This is a genomic window from Streptomyces sp. NPDC042002 (genome assembly GCF_055588305.1).
Genome location: NZ_JBVJCT010000021.1, coordinates 1 through 20,787, shown reverse-complemented (window position 1 = coordinate 20,787; position 20,787 = coordinate 1). Strand labels below are relative to the sequence as shown.

Sequence of the window (20,787 nt, the reverse complement as noted above, 5' to 3'; positions counted from 1 at the left end):
GAGTTCCCGCGCCTCCGCAGGATCAGTCCTGCGCCCTGCGGTGGAAGCCCTTGATGCCGATGAGGCCGAAGATCACGATGGCCCCGCCGAGGGCGGTGAGGTCGATCCAGAGCGGGATGGACCCGGGGCCGCCCGGCGGCAGCAGCAGGGCGCGGATGCCCTCGCTGACGTACGTGAGGGGGTTGAGCGTGCACAGCACCTGGAACCAGCGGATGCCGGCGAGCCCGTGCCAGGGGAACTGGGCGCAGCCGGTGAACATCAGCGGGGTGAGGGTCACCGCGAAGATGACGCTGATGTGCCGGGGCGGGGCGAGCGTGCCGATGGTCAGGCCGACGGTGCTGCCGGCCAGCGCGCCCATCAGCAGCACGCCGAGGGTGGCGGCGAACTTGTCCATGGGCCAGGAGACGTCGTCCAGGACGAGGAATCCGACCGGGATCATCACCAGCGAGGCGATGACGCCGCGCAGCGCGCCGAAGACCAGTTTCTCCACGGCCACCAGGCTGGTGGGGATGGGCGCGAGCAGCCGGTCCTCGATCTCCTTCGTCCAGGAGAAGTCGATGACCAGCGGCAGGGCGGTGTTCTGCAGGCTGACCAGGAAGCTGTTGAGGGCCACCACGCCGGGCAGCAGGACCTGGTTGAAGCCGCTGACGTAACCGAGTTCGCCCAGCACCTTGCCGAAGACGAACAGGATGAAGAACGGCTCGACGAGCACCTGGGCGAGGAAGGGGCCCAGCTCACGGCCGGTGACGAAGACGTCCCGCCACAGGATGAAGAAGAAGGTGCGGGCGGCGGTGCGCACGTCGGTGCGGGCCGGTCGCAGGGCGGCGGGGAAGTCCCGGACCGGGTCGGGGGCGGTGGTGGCCGTCATCGCAGCTCCCGACCGGTCAGTTCGATGAAGACGTCCTCCAGTGAGGCAGTGCCCATGCTGATGTCCTTGATGTCGCAACTCGCTTCCGTGAGGGCCGCGATGGCACCCGGCAGCACCGCGCCGGACGGCGCGTCGCTGTAGAGGCGGAGCCGTACGACGGCGCCGGCGTCCTGGCCGGCCGGCTCCTGGTCCTCCTGGCGCACCACTTCGACCCGGTCCACCGCCGGCAGTTTCCCCAGCAGCCGGACGATCTCCTCGTCGCCGGCGCGGGCGGGTCGCACGGTGAGCCCGACCGCGGTGGCGCTCAGGCTCTTCATCAGGGCCTCGGGGGTGTCCAGGGCGAGCAGCTTGCCGCGGTCCACGATGCCGACCCGGTCGCAGAGCTTCGCGGCCTCGTCCATGTCGTGGGTGGTCAGCACGGTGGTGACGCCCCGCGAGCTGAGCTCGGCGACCCGCTCGTGGATGAACAGCCGCGCCTGCGGGTCGAGTCCGGTGGCCGGCTCGTCCAGGAAGAGGACCTGGGGGCGGTGCATCAACGCCCGGGCGATCATCACCCGTTGGGCCTGGCCGCCGGAGAGCTCGTCGCCGCGCGCGTTGCGCCGTTCGGTCAGCCCCACCCAGTCCAGACACTCGTCGGCGAGCCGGCGCCGCTCGGCCCGGCCCATGCCGTGGTAACCGGCGTGGAACAGCAGGTTCTGACGGAGTGTCAGAGAGCGGTCGAGGTTGTTGCGCTGCGGCACGACGGCGAACGCCCGCCGGGCGCGGGCGGGTTGGGCCACCACGTCCACGCCCTGCACATACGCGCGCCCCGCCGTGGGGGCGACGCGGGTGGTGAGGACGCCGATCGTGGTGGTCTTGCCGGCGCCGTTGGGGCCGAGGAATCCGAAGATCTCTCCCCGGCGGACGGAGAAGCTCAAGCCGTCCACCGCCGGTCGGTCGCGGTCCCGGTACTTCTTGACCAGTCCGTCGACCACGACGGCAGAATCCATGGGTGGTTGAGAATTCATTTACGCCTGCGAATCGCGTGGGACGCGTAAACGAGGGTCCGGGCTCTCGCGCAAGAATGTCGCGCCACCGGCCGCACGTCGAGCGCCGACTGAATGGGACACAGAAGTGGTGCTGCCCCTGTCTAGCACTCGGATCCGGGCCGCGGACCGGCTTTCCCCGTGCGTAGGGGTCGTTCGGCCGGGCTAGGGGGAATGAGGGGGAATCGGGGCCGGATGCGGTCGGTGGAATTCACCACCCCTATTCGTCAATCTACCGGTGACCGACTGTTGCGATCGCTCGAAAACGCCTCCTAGCATCGCTGCGTGATCACGCCGAATTACTCTTTGCAAAACGAAGTGTCGGTGGGGCGGACGGACACGGCGGTGGGAGAGGACCCGGCCGCGTTGCGATGGATGGTGATCGGCGCGACCGGCATGCTCGGCGGCGAGGTCGTCGCCCAGCTCACCGCCCGCGGCGCCGACCCCATGACGAGCGGGCGGGCCGAGTTGGACCTGACCGACCCGGCGGCCGTCGCCGACGCGGTCGCCGGCGCCCGGGCCGACGTGGTCGTCAACTGCGCCGCCTGGACGGCCGTCGACCTCGCCGAGACCGAGGAGGCCGCGGCCCTCGCCGTCAACGGCACCGGCACGGACCACCTGGCCCGCGCCTGCGCCGCCACCGGCGGCAGACTGCTGCACGTCTCCACCGACTACGTCTTCTCCGGCACCCCGGCGGACCGTGGCCGCCCCTACGCCGAGGACGCCCACCCCGCCCCGCGCACCGCCTACGGGCGCACCAAGCTCGTGGGCGAACGCGCCGTGGCGCGGCACCTGCCGCGTACCGGCGCGGTGGTGCGCACCGCCTGGCTCTACGGGCGCGAGCGGGGCGGCTTCGCGCACACCATGGCCGGCCTGGCCCGTGAGCCGGGACGCGCCGTCGACGTGGTCGACGACCAGCACGGGCAGCCCAGTTGGGCGCCCGACGTGGCCGACCGGCTGATCGCCCTGGGCACTCTGCCCGCCGACCGTGCCCACGGTGTCTTCCACGCCACCGGCGCAGGCGGCACCACCTGGTACGAACTGGCCCGGGAGGTCTTCCGGGCCACCGGCCACGACCCCGGCCGGGTGCGTCCCGTCGACAGCTCCCGGCTGGACCGGCCCGCCGTGCGGCCCACCTGGAGCGTGCTGGGCCACGACCGGTGGGCCGCGGTCGGCCTGCCCCCGATGCGGCCCTGGCGCACCGCGCTGGCCGACGCCTTCGCGGACGCGGACCTCGCCGCGCCCGACCCCCGGACCCGAAAGGCTGTGGAAACGTGAAACCCCTGTCGCTGGAGGGCGCGTGGCTGTACGAGCCGCACCTTCACGAGGACGAACGCGGCACGTTCCTGGAAGCCTTCCGGAGCGAGACGTTCGAGAGGGCCACCGGACGCCGCCTGGAGCTGGCGCAGGTCAACTGCTCCACCTCCCGCCGGGGCGTGATACGCGGCGTGCACTTCGCGGATGTGCCGCCCGGGCAGGCCAAGTACGTCAGCTGCGTGCGGGGCGCCGTCCTCGACGTGATCGTGGACCTGCGCGTCGGCTCGCCCACCTACCGCCAGTGGGAGGGCGTGCTCCTGGACGACCGGGACCGCCGTTCGGTCTTCCTCTCCGAAGGCCTCGGCCACGCCTTCCAGGCCCTCACCGACGACGCCACCGTCGTCTACCTGACCACCTCGGGCTACGACCCCGCCCGCGAGCACGGCGTCCACCCGCTCGACCCGGAGCTGGGCATCGTCTGGGCGCCCGGTACCGCCCCGGTGCTCTCCCCCAAGGACGACCGGGCGCCCGGCATCGCCGAGGCGGAGGCCCGCGGTCTGCTGCCGCGCCACGAGGACCGCGTACGTCATCCGTCCTCGCCGGCCGCACCCCTGAGCGAGGAGACGCCGTGAAGGCACTCGTCCTGTCGGGAGGCTCCGGCACCCGCCTGCGCCCCCTGACCCACACCTCGGCCAAGCAGCTCGTGCCGGTCGCCAACAAGCCCATCCTCTTCTACGTGCTGGAGGGGATCGCCGAGGCCGGGGTCACCGACGTGGGCATCATCGTCGGCGACACCGCGGAGGAGATCCGCGCCGCCGTCGGCGACGGCTCCCGCTTCGGCATCAGCGTCACCTACATCCCCCAGCACCAGCCGCTCGGCCTGGCGCACGCGGTGCGCGTGGCCCGCGACTGGCTGGGCGACGACGACTTCGTGATGTACCTCGGCGACAACTTCCTGCTCGGCGGGATCAGCGAACAACTGGAGGAATTCCGCACCCGCAGGCCCGCCGCGCAGATCATGCTCACGCGGGTCCCCGACCCCTCCGCGTTCGGCGTCGTCACCCTCGACGCCGAGGGCCTCGTCACCGGCCTGGAGGAGAAGCCGACGTTTCCCAAGAGCGACCTGGCCCTCGTCGGCGTGTACTTCTTCACCCCCGCCGTGCACGACGCGGTCACCGCCATCCGGCCCTCCGCGCGCGGCGAGCTGGAGATCACGGACGCCCTCCAGTGGCTGCTCGACCAAGGCCGGGACGTCACCTCCTCCACCGTCCACGGCTACTGGAAGGACACCGGCAACGCCGCCGACATGCTGGAGGTCAACCGCTCGGTGCTCGACTCACTGACCCCCGCCTGCGCCGGCACCGTCGACGAGGACAGCGACGTCGTCGGCCGGGTCGTGCTGGAGGAGGGCGCGGTCGTCACCCGGTCCCGCATCGTCGGCCCGGCCGTCATCGGCCGAGGCACCCGCGTCGAGGGCTCGTACATCGGTCCGTTCACCTCCGTCGCGGAGGACTGCCTGGTGGTGGACAGCGAGGTCGAGTACTCCATCGTGCTGGCCGGCACGGTCATCGAGGGCGTGCGCCGCATCGCCGCCTCCGTGATAGGACGACATGTGCAGGTCACCCCCGCGCCCCGTACGCCCCAGGCCCACCGACTGATCCTCGGCGACCACAGCAAGGTGCAGATCCGCTCATGAACATCCTCATCACGGGAGCGGCCGGGTTCATCGGCTCCCACCTGACGCGCACCGTCCTCGGCCCCGAAAAGCCGCTGGGCGACGACGTCCGCGTCACCGTCCTGGACGCCCTCACCTACGCCGGCGACCGTGCCGGCCTGGCCGCCGTCCAGGACGAGCCCGGCTTCTCCTTCGTGCACGGCGACATCACCGACGCGGCCCTGGTGGACCGGCTGGTCGCCGAGCACGACGCCGTCGTACACCTGGCCGCCGAGTCCCACGTGGACCGCTCCATCGCCCACGCCGACGCGTTCGTGCGCACCAACGTGCTCGGCACCCACACCCTGCTGGAGGCCGCGCTGCGCCACGGCACCGGCCCCTTCGTCCACGTCTCCACCGACGAGGTGTACGGCTCGGTGCCCACCGGCTCCTCCAAGGAGAGCGACCCGCTCGCCCCCAACTCCCCGTACTCCGCCTCCAAGGCCGCGAGCGACCTGCTCGCGCTGTCCTACCACCGCACCCACGGCCTGGACGTGCGCGTCACCCGCTGCTCCAACAACTACGGGCCTCACCAGTACCCGGAGAAGATCATCCCGCTGTTCGTCACCCGACTGCTCGCCGGTGGCACCGTCCCGCTGTACGGCGACGGGGAGAACGTACGCGACTGGCTGCATGTGGACGACCACTGCCAAGGGCTGTTCGCCGTCCTCACCGGCGGCCGGGCGGGGGAGACGTACAACATCGGCGGCGGCACCGAGCTGACCAACAAGGAGCTGACCGGGCTGCTGCTGGAGGCGTGCGGCGCGGGCTGGGAGCGGGTGGAGCGCGTCACCGACCGCAAGGGCCACGACCGGCGCTACTCGGTGGACTGGACCAAGATCAGTGACGAGCTGGGCTACCGGCCCCGCCACGACTTCACCGAGGGTCTCGCCGAGACCGTCGCCTGGTACAGAGCCCACCGCCCGCCGTTGACCGCGCCCGAGGCGGAGCTCCGGGGCACATGAGACCCGAGTGCACCGAGCACTCCACCAGGGAGGGCACCCCGGACGCCGTCACCCTGATCCAGATCCGGCAGCCCGCGGTCCCCAGCACGTACCGCATGATCTGCTTCCCCAGCCGGCGCAACTCCTCCGTCTGCTACCTCGCCATGTCGGAACTGCTGCTGCCCACCGTGGAGTTGCTGATCATCCAGTACCCCGCGGGGACCACGGAGGAGGAACAGGAAGGCGGCGACCGCGCGGGACTGGTGGACAAGATCTTCGAGTCGATCCGCGGCTGGGCCGACCGACCGCTGGCCCTCTTCGGCCACCGGCTCGGCGCCGAGCTCGCCTACGCCGTCGCCCGCCGTCTGGAGCAGGAGGAACACGCCGCCCCGCTGACCCTCTTCGTCTCCGGGTGCACCGGACCGGCCAACCACGGCAGTATCGGCCCGCCGGCCCTCACCTGCCGGGTGGTCGCGCTCGCCGGACACCACGACGACCGTGCCCCGCTCGCCGGGATGCGGGCGTGGCGCCGGTGCACGGCCGGCCTCTTCGACCTGGAGGTGTTCCCCGCGCCGCGCGGCTACCTCGACTCCCACCGCCGCGAGGTCGTCAACCTCGTGCACGACCAGCTCATCTCGCTGCCCGCTTCCGAACCGGACTGAAGCGCAAGGGAGTTGAGGACTCCGGCCGACCCCCGGCCGGCCCCCGAGGTGGCGTTGACAGGGGGCGGCAGGGGCCGGTCTGGGGTACCCGCCCGCACCCCGACTGCATAGCGTGCCGTGCGGAGACCCGCGTCAACCGGGCGGGACCGACCGGTCTCCCCGTCTCTCGTGAAGCCCGCGATTCCGCGATTCACCCACCGGACCAGCCGGACCGCCCAGGCACGGCGCACCGCGCGCCGCCTCCGGTCCCGTCCGGTCCAGAGGAAGGACAGTGTGCGACCGATGACCGCGAAGATCTTCGCAGCCGACTCGGTGCGGCCCGTTGCCGAGTTCGAGCAGGACGCCCTGCGCGTCGCCGATGTGATCCGCGACCGCGGTGTCGGCCTGGGCGACCGGGTCATGCTCAAGGCGGGCAACTCGGCCAACTACGTGTGCGTGCTCTACGCGCTGATGCACGTCGGCGCCTCGATCGTCCTCGTCGACCAGCAGGAGCACAAGGAGGAGACCCGCCGCATCGCCCTGCGCACCGGCGTCAAGGTCACCCTGGTGGACGACGAGACCCCCATCGACCAGGACGCCGACCCCATCCACCTGTACGAGCTGATGGTGGACGCGGCCGACCGCGTGCCCGCCGGCGCCGGGCTGTCGTTCGACGCCTGGGGCGAGCTGCCCGACGGGCTGATCATGTGGACCTCCGGCTCCACCGGCTCCCCCAAGGGCGTGGTGAAGTCCGGCGCCAAGTTCCTCACCAACCTGCGGCGCAACGCCGCCCAGGTCGGCCACCGGCCCGACGACGTGCTGCTGCCGCTGCTGCCCTTCGCCCACCAGTACGGGCTGTCGATGGTGCTCATCGCCCACCTCACCCGCTGCTCCCTGGTGATCGCCCCCTACCGCCGGCTGGACCGGGCGCTGCGCATGGCCCGCGACGCCGGCACCACCGTCGTCGACGCCACCCCCTCCAGCTACCGCAGCATCCTGGGCATGGCCACCAGACAGGCCGGGCTGCGCGAGCACCTGGCCGGGGTGCGCATGTTCTGCGTCGGCGCGGCCCCGCTCGACGCGCCGCTGGTCGAGGGCTACGTCAAGGAGTACGGGCTGCCGCTGCTGGACAGTTACGGCTCCACCGAGCTGGGCAACATCTCCTTCGCCACCCTGGAGAACCCGGTCGCCTGCGGCAGGGCCATGGACGGCATCCGGCTGCGCGTCGTCGACGAGGACGGCCGCGAACTGCCCGCCGGGCGGCCCGGCGAGATCGAGGTGGACACCCCCGACGCGCTGGAGGGCCAGATCGCCGACGACGGCACCGTGGTGCCCGCGCCGACCGGCTGGCAGCCCACCGGCGACCTCGGCCACCTCGACGCGGAGGGCAACCTCCACGTGCTGGGCCGCAAGTTCGCCGTGCACCGCCTGGGCTACACGCTCTACCCCGAGCTGATCGAGCGCAAGGTGGCCGGCGAGGGCTGCTCCACCCGCATCGTGCCGGTGGACGACGAACTCCTCGGCTCCCGGCTGGTGTTCTTCGTCGAGGACGACGAGCGGCGCGACGCCGCCCACTGGCGGGAGCGGCTGTGCGCGGTGCTGCCCGCCTTCGAGCAGCCCAACAAGGTCGTGGTGCTCGATCAGTTCCCGCTCAACCGCAACGGCAAGCCCGACAAGAAGGCCCTGGCCCGCATGGCCGCCGAGGAACAGCGCTTCCCGGCAGCGTAGTTGGCGCCCGCCCAAGCTCCAGGGGCGAGACCTTCCGTACAACGGACGCCGCCCCCGTCCCGGTTCGCCGGGACGGGGGCGCCATCGGTGCGGACCCTCAGCCGTCGTAGGGCAGTTCCACAGGAGCCAGCGCGTCGAAGAGGTCACCGGGGCCCGGGTTGTCGGGGTGCGTGGCGCCGCCGAGGTGGTCGAGGACGGCCCACACCGCGTTGAGCGCGGTGGTCACCGCGCCCTCCGCGAAGCCGGCCGTCCACGACACGTCGTCGCCGCACAGGAAGAATCCGCGCCGGTGCGCGGCGAGGTCGCGCTGCACGAACTGGGTGAACAGCCGGCGCTGGTAGCGGTAGTGGCCGGGCAGGTTCGACTTGAAGGCGCCCATGAAGTGCGGCTCGTTCTCCCAGGTGATGGTGATGGGGTCGCCCACCACGTGGGAGCGGATGTCCACGTCCGGGTAGATCTCGGCCAGCCGCTCCAGCAGTACCTCCAGGCGTCGCGCGGTGCTCAGCGTGGAGATCTTCGCCGAGTCGTCGTTCCAGGTGTACGACAGGCACATCACACCGGGCCGGTCCGGGCCGTCGTCGAAGAGGTACACCCCGCGCGGCATCCGGTCGGTGAGCGTCATGCTCATCGCCGGCCGCCCGGTGAGCGGGTCGAGGTCGTGCCAGAAGGGACGGTCCGTGAGCACGAACAGCTTGGAGGCGCCCATGTAGTGGGTGCGCTCCACCGCCGTCCACAGCGGCGGGGTCAGCAGCGCCGGATCGCACGCCACCCGGTTCAGCAGGGTCCACACGTGCGGGGTGTAGACCACCGCAGCGAACCGCTCGCGGTCGCCGTCCGCGTCGGTGACGACGAAGCGGTCACCGTCGCGCGCCACGGCCGCCGCGGCCGGGCGGGTGCGCCCGCCGTGCAGCGAGGCCAGCGACGTGCCGGCCGGCCAGTGCGCGAGCGCCTCCGGAGCGTGCTCCCAGAGCCCCAGCGGCACCCGCTGTGAACCGCCGTCGATGGAGACCTGGTTGTCGTCGGCCTCGGTGTAGACGACCCGCAGGATCTCCAGCAGCGAGTTGGGGAAGTCGGTGTCCCAGCCGCCGGAGCCGAAGCCCACCTGCCCGAAGATCTCGCGGTGCCGGAAGGACTGGAACGTCGAACTCGTCGCGAGGAAACCGTAGAACGACTGGTCGTCGAACTCCCTGACCAGACGGTTCCATATCTGCTTGAGGAGGTCCACGTCGCGGCGCTGCACCGCGTCGCGCATGGTGGCCAGTTCGGCCCGCTCCTGCAGGGCCTTCTCCCAGGCGACCGCCACCTCCTGGAAGACGTCCGGGAGTTGCTCCACCACGCGGGCGCTGTGCCGCTCACCGCCCAGGTCGATCAGGGTGCTGGGGGTGGTGGGGGCCAGCGGGTTCGGGAAGGGGCGGGTGGACAGCCCCAGCAGGTCCACGTAGTGGAACAGGGCGCGGGCGGAGAGCGGGAAACGCATCGCCCCCATCTCCGCCACGCACCCGGGCGCCCCGGGGAAGGACAGCGACCGCATCCGGCCGCCCACCTGCTCCGCCTCGTACACCACCGGGCGCAGCCCCAGCCGCATCAGTTCGTACGCGGCGGTCATCCCGGCCATCCCGCCGCCGACCACGGCCACCGGGGTGCCGGCCCGGTGCGCCGGCAGCGTGCCGAGCCCGGCCGGGTGGCGCAGCCAGTCGTCGTAGGAGAAGGGGAAGTCCGGCACGAGCATGGTGGTGGGAGGCGCGCTGGCTGACGTCATCTGGAATACCTCTCGGGCCGATTCCACATCGTTTCCGGGGAAACCGGAGACCTGTTCCGGCGGAGCCGGAACGCGCGGAGTCGGGCCGGGCCCCGTGAGACGGTCGCCGCGAGCGGCCCGGCGCGGTCGTGCCGGTCACCTCACGCTAAGGACCGGCCGCAAACCCCGACAACCCCTATCCACCCTGGTTGCGCCCCGTACCCGGGGTACCGGGAGCCACGGCCGTCGCCCGCCGGGCCGGCACGGTGATCGCCGTCACGACGATGCCGCGCCCGGACAGCCAGCGACCCGCGAAGCGGTCGACCAGCCGGCCGTCCGGGGCGTGCCGGGGCCGCAGCACGCGCGCCGCGAAGACGCCGCGCGCGGCGCCGGTGAGGGCGTCCTCGTGCTCGGTGCGGAAGGCGATGTCGGCGTCGTCGAAGTCCAACTCGCTGCCCAGCGCCGGGAACCAGGTCTTGTATACGGCCTCCTTGGCGCTGAACAGCAGCCGGTCCCGGCACAGCCGCCCGCCCGCCCCCGCCCGCACCCAGGCCAGTTCGCGCGGCAGGGCGATCGACTCCAGCACCCCGTCCGGCAGCGGCCGGTCCGGCTCGGCGTCGATGCCGACCATCGCCAGGTCGGTGTCGCGGGCCAGCACCGCCGCCCGGTAGCCGGCACAGTGCGTCAGGCTGCCCACCACGCCCTCGGGCCAGCGGGGCACGTTGCGCACGCCCGGCAGCACCGGGGCGGGCGGCAGGCCGAGCGCCGTCATCGCGCGGCGGGCGCAGGCCCGTACGGTGGTGAACTCCTCGCGGCGCTGGTCGGTGGTGCGGGCCACCAGCTCCGCCTCCTCCGGGTACAGCGTCGCCGAGCCGTCCGGCCCGAAGGCCTCGACCGCGACGGCCGCGTCCGGCAGCAGTGCCTCGATCACGTCGCTGCCTCCTCCGCCCGGCGCGCACCCGTCCCGGTGGTGCTCTCCGCGCCGGTCGTGGCGCGGGCCTCCGGCCGGCCGGGCTCGGGCAGGATCTGCCGCAGCAGGCCCCTGGGGTGGCCGCGTCGGCGCCACTCGCGCGGGTAGCCGATCGACACCTCCTCGAACCGCACGCCGTCGTACCAGGTGGTCCTGGGGATGTGCAGATGTCCGTAGACGACCGCGGCGGTGGTGAACCGGCGGTGCCAGTCGGCGGTGAGCACCGTGCCGCACCACTGGGCGAACTCCGGGTGCCACAGCACGTCCGTGGGCTCGCGCACCAGCGGGAAGTGGTTCACCAGCACCAGCGGTACCGCCGGGTCGTGCGCCAGCAGCCGCTCGCGGGTCTCCGCCACCCTGGCCCGGCACCAGGCGTCGCGGGTCGGGTGCGGGTCCGGGTGCAGCAGGTACTCGTCGGTGCACACCACGCCCGCCTCGTGCGCCCTGGCCAGCGACTCCTCCTTGGTCGTCGTGCCCGGCACCCGGAAGGTGTAGTCGTACAGCAGGAACAGCGGGGCGACCGCGACCGGGCCGCCCGGGCCGCGCCACACCGGCCACGGATCCTCCGGTGTGCTCACGCCCAGGTCCCGGCACAGTTGCACCAGGTACCGGTAGCGGGCCTCGCCGCGCAGTTGCACCGGGTCCTCGCGCGCGGTCCACAGTTCGTGGTTGCCCGGCGTCCAGATCACCTTGGCGAAGCGTCCTGCCAGCAGCCGCAGCGCCCAGGCGATGTCGTCGGTCAGCTCGCCGACGTCCCCCGCCACGATCAGCCAGTCGTCCTCGTGCGCCGGGCGCAGCGACTCGGTGATGGGCCGGTTGTCGGCCATCCCGATGTGCAGGTCGCTGACCGCGAGCAGTCGCGGGGCGGAAGTCCTCTCGGTGCCGGGGATCTGGGCCGCGGCGTACGGGTCATGCGGTGTGTGCGACATCTGTGTCCAGACTCACCGGCAGGTCCTGACGGTGGGTTATGTTGATTTTCCGGTAGACCCGGGTGAGGTGCTGCTCCACGGTGCTGACGGTGATGAAGAGCTTGGCGCTTATCTCCCGGTTGGTGTATCCGTGCGCGGCCAGCGCCGCCACTCTGCGCTCGGCGTCCGTCAGCGAGGCCGGCGCCGCAGAGTGCCGCCGGCCCGCGGCCCTGTCCGGGCGGGGCGACATGGTGCGGTCCGCGAGCCGCGTCGGCGCGTCGCCGGCGGACAGCGCGGGAGCGGTCTGCCGCTGCGCGCCGTCCGCGCGGTCCTGGCACGGCTGGAGCGCGCGGTACAGCTCCTGCGCGGCGCAGCCCTTGGCGATCCGACGGGCCCGCCGGGTGTGCAGCTTGAACTGGGCCGTGTCACCGAGCTGCTTGTACGCCGCACCCAGGTCGCTCAGCGCCCGTGCCAGTTCGTACCAGTCGCCGTTGTCCTGAAGCAGCGACACCGCCTCGCCCAGCAGCGCCGGGCGCTCCGCGGCCGGGCGGGCGGTGGCCAGCACCCGCAGCGCCAGCCCGCGCACCCGGGGACCGGCGTCCCCGGCGAGCTGCTCGCGGGCGAACCGTTCCGCCTCGTCGCGGCTGCCCAGCGCCAGCCACGCCTCGGCCACGCCCACCCGCCACGGCACCAGCGCCGAGCGGTCCATGTCCCAGCGCCGCATCAGCCCGCCGCAGGCGGCGAAGTCGTTCAGCGCCGCGTGGTGCCGGCCGGTGGCCAGCCGGTGCCGGCCACGCGCGTAGAGGTAGTGCAGTCCGTAGCGGGTGCGCAGCATCGCCTCCGGCACCGGCCGGCGCACCAGCTCGGCCGCCGCCTCGTGGTCGCCCATCGCGGTGCGCGCCTCGATCAGCGCGGCCAGCGGCATCCCCACGCCCACGCCCCAACTGTGCGGCGGCAGTTGCTCCAGCGCCTGCTCCGCCATGTGCCGGGCCTCCGCCAGGCAGCCCCGGCGCAGCGACATGTGCGCGCGCATCCCGCGCAGCACCGCCGTCCAGCCCGGCGCCCGTCGCTCCGCCGCCTCCGCCAGCAGCCGGTCCGTCCACACGGTGGCCGTGCCCAGCCGGTCCGCGTACAGCAGCGCCAGCAGACAGCCGCGCATCCCCAGGTGGGTCTCCTCCGTCAGCCGGGTCGCGGCCAGCAGCCGCTCCGCGGTGTCGGCCAGCTCCTCGTCGGCGGCCTCCCCCGCCCCGGCCGCGCCCAGCACCGCGTGCAGCACCCGCGCCGCCTCCAGCCGGGGATTGGCCGGCGTCGGTACCGGGTCCCCGGCAAGGGCGGCGTCGGCGGAGGCGACCGGCGCCCCGTCGAGCTGCTCCAGGACGGTCGGGTAGGTGCCGGCCAACAGGAGCCACAGAGTGCGCAGTTCGGCGGCGAGTGGCTCGTCCGGTTCGTCCGGCACCTCCGCCAGCACCTGGCACAGCGCGCCCGAGGCGTCGTCGGTCCAGCCGTTCCACAGCAGGTCGCGCACGAGCCGCAGGGTGTCGGCGGGCGGCAGCAGCCCGTCGCGGACCGCGCCGAGCAGCGAGCGCAACTGCTGCGCCCAGGCCGAGGGTTCGACCCACCAGATGTACTTGGCGAGCGTCGCGCGGAGCTGCATCCGCTCGGCCTCGTCCGCGCAGCAGTCCTCCGCCAGCCGCAGGCAGCGCACCGCCAGGGCGACGCGCTGCGCGGCCAGCGCGGTGCGCGCGGCCTCCCGCAGCACCCGGGGCGCCCACTCCTCCTCGGGCGCGGGCATCTCGTGCGCGAGGAGCTGGGCGGTGACCACCATGGGCGAGGCGCCGTCCGCGTACAGCAGCCGGGCGGCGCGCAGCCGCAGCCGGGTGACCGCGTCGTCGGCCAGGCTCTCCACCACGGCGGCCCGCACGCCGCCGTGCCGGAAGCGGGTGCCGGCGAGCACCCCGGCGCGGTCCAGGGCGCTCACCACGCGGGCCGCGGTGCGCTCCTCGACCTCCATCAGCCGGGCCAGCAGCGCCATCGAGCCCGCCGAGCCCAGCAGCGCGATGCCCTGGGCCACCCGCAGCCCGTCGGGGCCGGTGCGGTGCACGCAGCTCAGCGCGTTGCGCAGGAACTGCTCGTCGGCCTGGCCCGCGACGACCGGGGCGGGCGCGGCGGTGCCGTCCGGGTGCAGCAGCGGGTCGGCCGCCGGGTCGCTCAGCTCGGCGAGGTCCATCGGCGGGCGCGGCCCGAAGGCGCCGTCCGTCTCCAGCGGGTCCGCCCCGTCGTACCCGTCGCCCGCTTCCGGAGCCGGTACGCGGTAGGGGTCTTCGCCGCCCGGCCGGCCAAGGCGGTCCTCCATCAGGCCGAGGACCAGCAGCGGGTTGCCGCCGGTCGCCGCGTGCAGGGTGCCGGCCAGGGCGGCGGTCTGCCGGGCGGTGCGGCGGGCCGGGCGCCCCGGGGCGCGCTGCCCGGTGGCCTCTGCGGCCGGTACGCCCGGTACGGTCCCGGTCGTCCTGGTGCCGTGCCCGGTCTCCCGGGCCGCGAGCAGCCGTGCCACGCCGTCCACGCTCAGCGGCGCCAGCCGCAGGTGCACCCCGTGCCACTGGTGCAGCAGCCGTGACAGCACGCGCGGGGCCGGGCCGTCGGCGTACGGGTCGTGGGTAACCATCAGGGTGATCGGAGCGCCGGTCGAGGGGGCCCTCAGCAGCGCGTGCGCCAGGCATTGCAGGGACTGCGGGTCGGCGTACTGCACGTCGTCCACCGCGATCAGTACCTGCCCGCGGGACCGTACGGTCGTCAGTCTGGCGTGGAACGCCTCCAGGACGTCGAGGGGGACGTCCCTCGGCGCGTCCGGACCGGTGGGCGCCACGGGCCGGCGCAGCGGCGGCAGCCCGTCGACGGCCGGGGCGTCGCACAGCAGTTGTTCCACCACGCCGAAGGCGATGGCCTGCTCCGCGGGCGAGGGTACGGCGGTGAGCACCTGCGGGCCGGTGTCCGCGGCGGTCTCCAGCGCGCGGTGGAGCAGTGCCGTCTTGCCCGAGGCGACGGGCCCGCTGATCACCGCGATCCGCCCGGCTCCGCGAGCGACGCCGGGAGCCGTGCCGGAGGCCGCCCCCGATATGAAGGAGGTGAGCCTTCCGATCTGTTCGTCCCGCTCCACCAACACAGCCGCGAAGCCTTTCCGTTGTATGTCAAAAGGCGTCGGCGGGGCGCGCTGCCGCACCCCCGTCCGCTCTCCCCGTCCCCGCACGGTACAGAGGCATCAGGCCAACTCGTTTGGTATGCACCGGGAATTCACCGCACGTGTCCCAGGCCGCACGACACTCCGGTTCTCCTCGTTCGGCGGGTTTCTCGAACTGTACCAACGACGCGGCCCCCGATTGCGTCCGTGCCATTACGGCTGCGCCTCGTCGTGTTTCCCGGGTAACACCGGGGAATGGAGGACCAGTTACCCCTGGGGTGGGATCATTGCTGGTCAGACGGATAGGCGTGCCACAGGGGACCTGAACCTCAGGTAAACCTCAAGGAATGGCCGCGGCACCGAGAACTGGCCGACGGCCAGCAGCTATTGGACCCCTCTTCCTCTAGGGGTGATCGCGCCGAGAGTAGGGGTGGTCAGCGGTGTCGGGCCCATTGCCCGGGCCACTTCAATTACCTGCGTGGGCATTTGGCGCCCACGGGAACGCAGAGTCGCCCGTACCGCCGGGCCGGGTTGGGGATGGTGCATGTCGACGATCCGGGAGAGCGCTTCGGCACACGGGAGCGCCACGACAATCAACGGCAGGGTTGCCGAGTTGTGGGCTGTTCGTGAAGCCGCCGTACGCGGTCCGAGCGGGAGGGCGACCGAGGCGCAGCACGCCAAGGGCAAGCTGACCGCGCGGGAGCGGATCGAGCTGCTGCTGGACGCGGGTTCGTTCCAGGAGGTCGAGCAGCTGCGTCGGCACCGGGCGACCGGTTTCGGTCTGGAGGCGAAGAAGCCGTACACGGACGGTGTGATCACCGGCTGGGGGACGGTCGAGGGCCGGACGGTCTTCGTGTACGCCCATGACTTCCGGATCTTCGGGGGCGCGCTGGGTGAGGCGCACGCCACGAAGATCCACAAGATCATGGACATGGCCATCGCGGCCGGTGCGCCGCTGGTGTCGCTGAACGACGGCGCGGGTGCCCGTATCCAGGAGGGCGTGAGCGCTCTCGCCGGTTACGGCGGCATCTTCCAGCGCAACACCAGGGCCTCCGGGGTCATCCCGCAGATCTCCGTGATGCTGGGCCCGTGTGCGGGCGGCGCGGCCTACAGCCCGGCGCTCACGGACTTCGTGTTCATGGTCCGTGAGACCTCGCAGATGTTCATCACCGGGCCGGACGTGGTGAAGGCGGTGACGGGCGAGGAGATCACGCAGAACGGCCTGGGCGGCGCCGACGTCCACGCGGAGACCTCCGGCGTCTGCCACTTCGCCTACGACGACGAGGAGACCTGCATCGCGGAGGTGCGCTACCTCCTGTCGATGCTCCCGCAGAACAACCGCGAGAACCCGCCGCGGGCCGCCTCGTCGGACCCGGCCGACCGGCGCAGCGAGGTGCTGCTCGACCTGGTCCCGGCCGACGGCAACCGCCCGTACGACATGACCAAGGTCATCGAGGAGCTCGTCGACGACGGCGACTACCTGGAGATCCACGAGCGCTGGGCCCGCAACATCATCTGCGCGCTGGCCCGCCTCGACGGCATGGTCGTCGGCATCGTCGCCAACCAACCCCAGTACCTGGCAGGGGTGCTGGACATCGAAGCCAGTGAAAAGGCCGCGCGCTTCGTGCAGTTGTGCGACGCCTTCAGCATCCCCCTGGTGACGCTCCTCGACGTCCCCGGCTTTTTGCCGGGTGTCGCCCAGGAGCACGGCGGGATCATCCGGCACGGCGCGAAGCTGCTCTACGCGTACTGCAACGCGACGGTGCCGCGGATCTCCCTCATCCTGCGCAAGGCGTACGGAGGTGCCTACATCGTCATGGACAGCCAGTCCATCGGAGCGGACCTCACCTACGCCTGGCCGACGAACGAGATCGCCGTGATGGGCGCCGAGGGCGCGGCGAACGTGATCTTCCGCCGTCAGATCGCCGAGGCGGAGGACCCCGAGGTCATGCGGGCGCGCATGGTCAAGGAGTACAAGGCCGAGCTGATGCACCCGTACTACGCGGCGGAGCGCGGCCTGGTCGACGACGTCATCGACCCCGCCGAGACCCGCGAGGTCCTGATCAAGTCCCTCGCGATGCTCCGGACCAAGCACGCGGACCTGCCGTCCCGCAAGCACGGCAACCCGCCCCAGTGAGCCACCGGAAAGGTACCGATCCCACCATGACCGCCCACCCCAATGGAGTGACCCCGCCGGTGCCGCCGGTGGAGTCGGACCGCACCGTCCACTTCGCGGGCCTCGCGACGTTCGGGCGGGTGCCCCGGCTCGACCAGGTGGACAAGGCGGAGGTCGCCGTCGTCGGGGTGCCCTTCGACGGGGGCGTCACCTACCGTCCCGGTGCCCGCTTCGGCAGCAACGCCATCCGCGAGGCCTCCCGCACACTGCGCCCGTACAACCCCGCGCAGGACGTCTACCCCTACCACTACAGCCAGGTCGCGGACGCCGGCGACATCACCGCCAACCCCTACAACCTCGACGAGGCCGTGGAGACCATCGAGGCCGGCGCCGACGAACTCCTCTCCACCGGCGCCCGGTTGATGACGCTGGGCGGTGACCACACCATCGCGCTGCCCCTGCTGCGCGCCGTCGCCAAGAAGCACGGCCCGGTCGCCGTCCTCCACTTCGACGCCCACCTGGACACCTGGGACGACTACTTCGGCCAGGCGTTCACCCACGGCACGCCCTTCCGGCGCGCCGTCGAGGAGGGCATCGTCGACACCTCCGCCCTCTCGCACGTCGGCACCCGGGGCCCCATCTACGGCAAGCAGGACCTCGACGAGGACGCCAAGCTCGGCTTCGGCATCGTCACCTCCGCCGACGTGATGCGGCGCGGCGTCGACGAGGTCGTCGACCAACTGCGTCAGCGCGTCGGCAACCGCCCGCTCTACATCTCCATCGACATCGACGTCCTCGACCCCGCGCACGCCCCCGGCACGGGCACCCTGGAGGCGGGCGGGCTGACCTCCCGTGAACTGCTGGAGATCCTGCGGGGCCTCAGCGACTGCAATCTGGTCTCCGCCGATCTCGTCGAGGTCGCCCCCGCCTACGACCACGCCGACATCACGTCCGTCGCCGCCAGCCACGCGGCGTACGAACTGGTGAGCATCATGTCGAAGCAGATGGCCCCGGTGCGGTGGGGGACAGGGCAGTAGTCGCCCCGCGCGCCCCCCTGTGCGGGGCCACTGGGTGTGTGGCGCGCCGCGGAGTCAGAGCCCCTGTTCAGCCTGGAAACAGTCATTGACCTGCGAGAACGCAGGCAGGGAGCTGCCATTCCGCGGTTCACAGCAAGCTGGTGCCGTCCCCTTCCGTCACTGCGTCAAGTTCCTGGCCGAAACGCCGAACCCGCTGGGCAGGCGGCGGTCGCGCCGTACGCGGCCCGCCGACCGGGAGCTGTCCGGTAGTCCACAGGGGCAAGTGTCAGCAAAAGTGTCTGATAGATCGCTAGGTATATTGTTAACAATCTTGTAGCGTCCATCAGGCCTTGGCCCAAGGCATCGGCGGAGCACTTGGTGCTCAACGAGGGGAGACCCCTATGCAGCGGCTCTCTGCGTCCTTCGGACGCGATGGACTGACCCGAGCGACGGGCAAGCGAGAAGGACACCCTGTGATCCGTAGAGACTTCCTGAGAGTCATGGCGATCACGGGCTCCCTGGTGCTCACGGCCGCCCCGGTGCCCGCCTCCTTCGCGGCGGCCGGCACCGGGGCGGCCCACTCGCGGGGAAGCGGCCAGGCCGCAGACCCGCAGGACGTCGCGCTGGCCTTCGACTCCACCGCCTACACGACGATCACCGTGTCGGTCGACGGCCAGCCGATGAACGTGCGCTGGTACAAGGAGATCTGCTACGTCGCGAACCCGGTGGCCGCGGCGGCGCAGCAGCCCGGCGGTCCCGGCGGCGGCAGCACCACGATCCCCAACACCGCCTGCGGCTACCAGAGCATGAACGTGTTCGTCCCCGAAAGTGCCTTCGGCGACCAGCAGGCGCCGATCTACTTCGCGGTGAACAACGCCGGCTGGATGGCCAGTTACATCAAGGCCGGCGTGACCGACGGCACCGCCTACGACAGCGCGACGTCCAACGTCGGCGCCGCGCTGAAGGCCGGCTATGTCTTCGCCGACGTCGCCGACCGCAGCCGCGGACTGATCGGCGCCGACGGCACCTCTCCCGGCAAAGCCCCTGCCGCGGTGGTCGACGCCAAGGCTGCCGTCCGCTACCTGCGCCTCAACGACGCGACGATGCCCGGCAGCGCCGAGCGGATCGTCGTGAACGGCACCAGCGGCGGCGGCGCACTGTCCTCGATCCTGGGCGCGTCCGGCAACAGCACCGAGTACAACCCCTACCTTGCCGCGATCGGCGCCGCAGGCATCGACGCGAAGGGGCAAAGCACCCTGCGCGACGACGTCTTCGCCGTCAACGCGTACTGCCCGATCACCGACCTCGGCAACGCCGACACCGCCTATGAGTGGCTGTTCAACATCCTCGCCACCCGCGACACCACGGGCGAGAACCCCTCGCCGGCGGACGCCGCCGCCATCGCGGCCCGGTTTCCCGCGTACGAGCAGCGCCTCGGGCTGCGCAACCCCGACGGCTCCCGGCTCACCGCCGCGAACATGCTCGACACCATCAGGAAAGAGGTCATCCGCTCAGCGGAGACCTACATGAAGGCGGATCCCGCCAACACGATTCCGCCTCTGGGCGGCACGTTCGAGATCCAGTCCGGTGGTCCCGGAGGCCCGCCCACCACCAAGTCGTACGTCAACGACTGGATCGACGCGGACAACGCCACCGACAAGGTGCTCTCCGTCGACATGGCGAAGTACCTCGCCTTCGTCGCCACCCAGGCCGTCCTCAAGACGACTCCCGCCTTCGACGCCGTGGGCGTCAACGGCAACACCACCAGCGGCACCGAGACCAACCTCTTCGGCCCACCGACCCAGAAGTACATGAACTACACCGAGTACAGCTGGAATCACAACAACGTCGCCGGTGACGGAAGCGGCACGGACGACACCGGGCTCACCTGGGACCAGTACACCAGCAGGAGGAGCACCACCGTCGACGACCAGGTCCACCTGATCAATCCGATGGACTTCGTCGGCACCGGCGCCGACACCGCGCCGAACTGGTACGTGCGCACCGGCACCCGCGACCGCGACACGTCGTTCATCGTCTCGGTCAACCTCGACCGCGCCCTCGAAGCGGACAAACAGGTCAAGAACGTCGACTACCAGCTCGCCTGGAACAAGCCGCACGCCGGCAACTACGACGTGCCCGAGGCCATGGCCTGGATCGCCGACGTAGTCCGCGGTGCCGGCAACCCGCTTGCCCCCGGCCACCACGGATAGGCCGGCAGCGGCAGCGGTCCGACGCACGGCGCCGGGGCGCAGGAGCCCCGGGCTCCGCGGTTCAGAGTCCGCCGGCCGCGCACGGATGGGAATCTCGGCACAGGCAAGGCGCCGAGGGGCCACCCCATGTTCCATCCGATATTTGCGGACTTCAGTAAGAAATTTGCAATGACTTGAGTGGCTCATTCTCGCCGCCAGCAAGGCCACCAGCGAGTCCAGCCACGCCGACGTGCACCCGTCGTCGGACGTGACGCACAGCAGTCGGTGCTACGTCCGCGTCACCATCACCGCCGACAGTGGCTGACCCACAGGCCAGGTGTCCGAATTTCAGATCTGGACCTCTTGGCCGCGCCCCCCACGGTGGGGGCGGGCACCCCGTCCGGCGGTACCCCCACGTGTGGGGGCCGGTGTTGGGTGGCTCGTTTCGAAACCGTCCTCGATCCTTTCGGCTGCACTTTTCTTTTTTTCCCGCCC

Annotated in this window: 15 protein-coding genes; 9 read left to right on the top strand and 6 right to left on the bottom strand. The window is 71.8% G+C overall.

Annotated features, from left to right (window positions below):
• Positions 1–22: 22 nt before the first annotated feature.
• Positions 23–868, bottom strand: a complete 846-nt coding sequence (locus tag ACZ6KY_RS27000; RefSeq protein WP_469312877.1) for an ABC transporter permease — start codon at positions 866–868, stop codon at positions 23–25.
• Positions 865–1,857: an ABC transporter ATP-binding protein gene (locus ACZ6KY_RS26995; RefSeq protein ID WP_469312876.1), complete on the bottom strand. Its 993-nt coding sequence runs from the start codon at positions 1,855–1,857 to the stop codon at positions 865–867. The genes ACZ6KY_RS27000 and ACZ6KY_RS26995 overlap by 4 nt, the downstream gene beginning before the upstream one ends.
• 381 nt (positions 1,858–2,238) lie before the next feature.
• Here ACZ6KY_RS26995 and rfbD point away from each other — a divergent pair, with 381 nt between their 5' ends.
• From rfbD to ACZ6KY_RS26965, 6 genes are all read left to right on the top strand, one after another.
• Positions 2,239–3,171, top strand: a complete 933-nt coding sequence (gene rfbD, locus ACZ6KY_RS26990) for a dTDP-4-dehydrorhamnose reductase (protein ID WP_469312875.1) — start codon at positions 2,239–2,241, stop codon at positions 3,169–3,171.
• Positions 3,168–3,782, top strand: coding sequence for a dTDP-4-dehydrorhamnose 3,5-epimerase (gene rfbC, locus ACZ6KY_RS26985; RefSeq protein WP_469312874.1), 615 nt, complete (start codon positions 3,168–3,170; stop codon positions 3,780–3,782). The genes rfbD and rfbC overlap by 4 nt, the downstream gene beginning before the upstream one ends.
• Positions 3,779–4,846, top strand: coding sequence for a glucose-1-phosphate thymidylyltransferase (locus ACZ6KY_RS26980; protein ID WP_469312873.1), 1,068 nt, complete (start codon positions 3,779–3,781; stop codon positions 4,844–4,846). The genes rfbC and ACZ6KY_RS26980 overlap by 4 nt, the downstream gene beginning before the upstream one ends.
• Complete coding sequence (rfbB, locus tag ACZ6KY_RS26975; RefSeq protein WP_469312872.1) at positions 4,843–5,829, top strand: dTDP-glucose 4,6-dehydratase; 987 nt, start codon at positions 4,843–4,845, stop codon at positions 5,827–5,829. Before ACZ6KY_RS26980 ends, rfbB begins: the two co-directional genes overlap by 4 nt.
• Entirely contained in the window at positions 5,826–6,470 is a 645-nt protein-coding gene (locus ACZ6KY_RS26970) for a thioesterase II family protein (protein WP_469312871.1), read from the top strand. The genes rfbB and ACZ6KY_RS26970 overlap by 4 nt, the downstream gene beginning before the upstream one ends.
• Positions 6,471–6,752: 282 nt before the next feature.
• Positions 6,753–8,177 carry a class I adenylate-forming enzyme family protein gene (locus ACZ6KY_RS26965; RefSeq protein WP_469312870.1) on the top strand — a complete coding sequence of 475 codons (1,425 nt, stop codon included), beginning with the start codon at positions 6,753–6,755 and terminating at the stop codon, positions 8,175–8,177.
• Between the two features lie 97 nt (positions 8,178–8,274).
• On the opposite strand, the gene ACZ6KY_RS26960 is transcribed toward ACZ6KY_RS26965, so the two are convergent.
• From ACZ6KY_RS26960 to ACZ6KY_RS26945, 4 genes are all read right to left on the bottom strand, one after another.
• Positions 8,275–9,936, bottom strand: coding sequence for a flavin monoamine oxidase family protein (locus tag ACZ6KY_RS26960; RefSeq protein ID WP_469312869.1), 1,662 nt, complete (start codon positions 9,934–9,936; stop codon positions 8,275–8,277).
• A 175-nt stretch (positions 9,937–10,111) separates the two neighbouring features.
• A complete protein-coding gene (locus tag ACZ6KY_RS26955; RefSeq protein WP_469312868.1) occupies positions 10,112–10,846 on the bottom strand; it encodes a 4'-phosphopantetheinyl transferase family protein in 735 nt (244 codons plus the stop codon).
• Entirely contained in the window at positions 10,843–11,814 is a 972-nt protein-coding gene (locus tag ACZ6KY_RS26950) for a metallophosphoesterase family protein (protein ID WP_469312867.1), read from the bottom strand. Before ACZ6KY_RS26950 ends, ACZ6KY_RS26955 begins: the two co-directional genes overlap by 4 nt.
• A complete protein-coding gene (locus ACZ6KY_RS26945) occupies positions 11,795–14,947 on the bottom strand; it encodes an AAA family ATPase (RefSeq protein WP_469312866.1) in 3,153 nt (1,050 codons plus the stop codon). Before ACZ6KY_RS26945 ends, ACZ6KY_RS26950 begins: the two co-directional genes overlap by 20 nt.
• 565 nt (positions 14,948–15,512) lie before the next feature.
• On the opposite strand from ACZ6KY_RS26945, the gene ACZ6KY_RS26940 reads away from it, so the two are divergent.
• The 3 genes from ACZ6KY_RS26940 to ACZ6KY_RS26930 all read left to right on the top strand — a co-directional run bounded on the left by ACZ6KY_RS26940 (position 15,513) and on the right by ACZ6KY_RS26930 (position 20,313).
• Positions 15,513–17,105: an acyl-CoA carboxylase subunit beta gene (locus ACZ6KY_RS26940; RefSeq protein WP_469312865.1), complete on the top strand. Its 1,593-nt coding sequence runs from the start codon at positions 15,513–15,515 to the stop codon at positions 17,103–17,105.
• Between the two features lie 26 nt (positions 17,106–17,131).
• On the top strand, positions 17,132–18,121 hold the full coding sequence (gene speB / locus ACZ6KY_RS26935; protein WP_469312864.1) for an agmatinase: 990 nt from the start codon (positions 17,132–17,134) through the stop codon (positions 18,119–18,121).
• A gap of 452 nt (positions 18,122–18,573) precedes the next feature.
• Entirely contained in the window at positions 18,574–20,313 is a 1,740-nt protein-coding gene (locus tag ACZ6KY_RS26930) for a subtype B tannase (protein ID WP_469312863.1), read from the top strand.
• Positions 20,314–20,787: the final 474 nt, after the last annotated feature.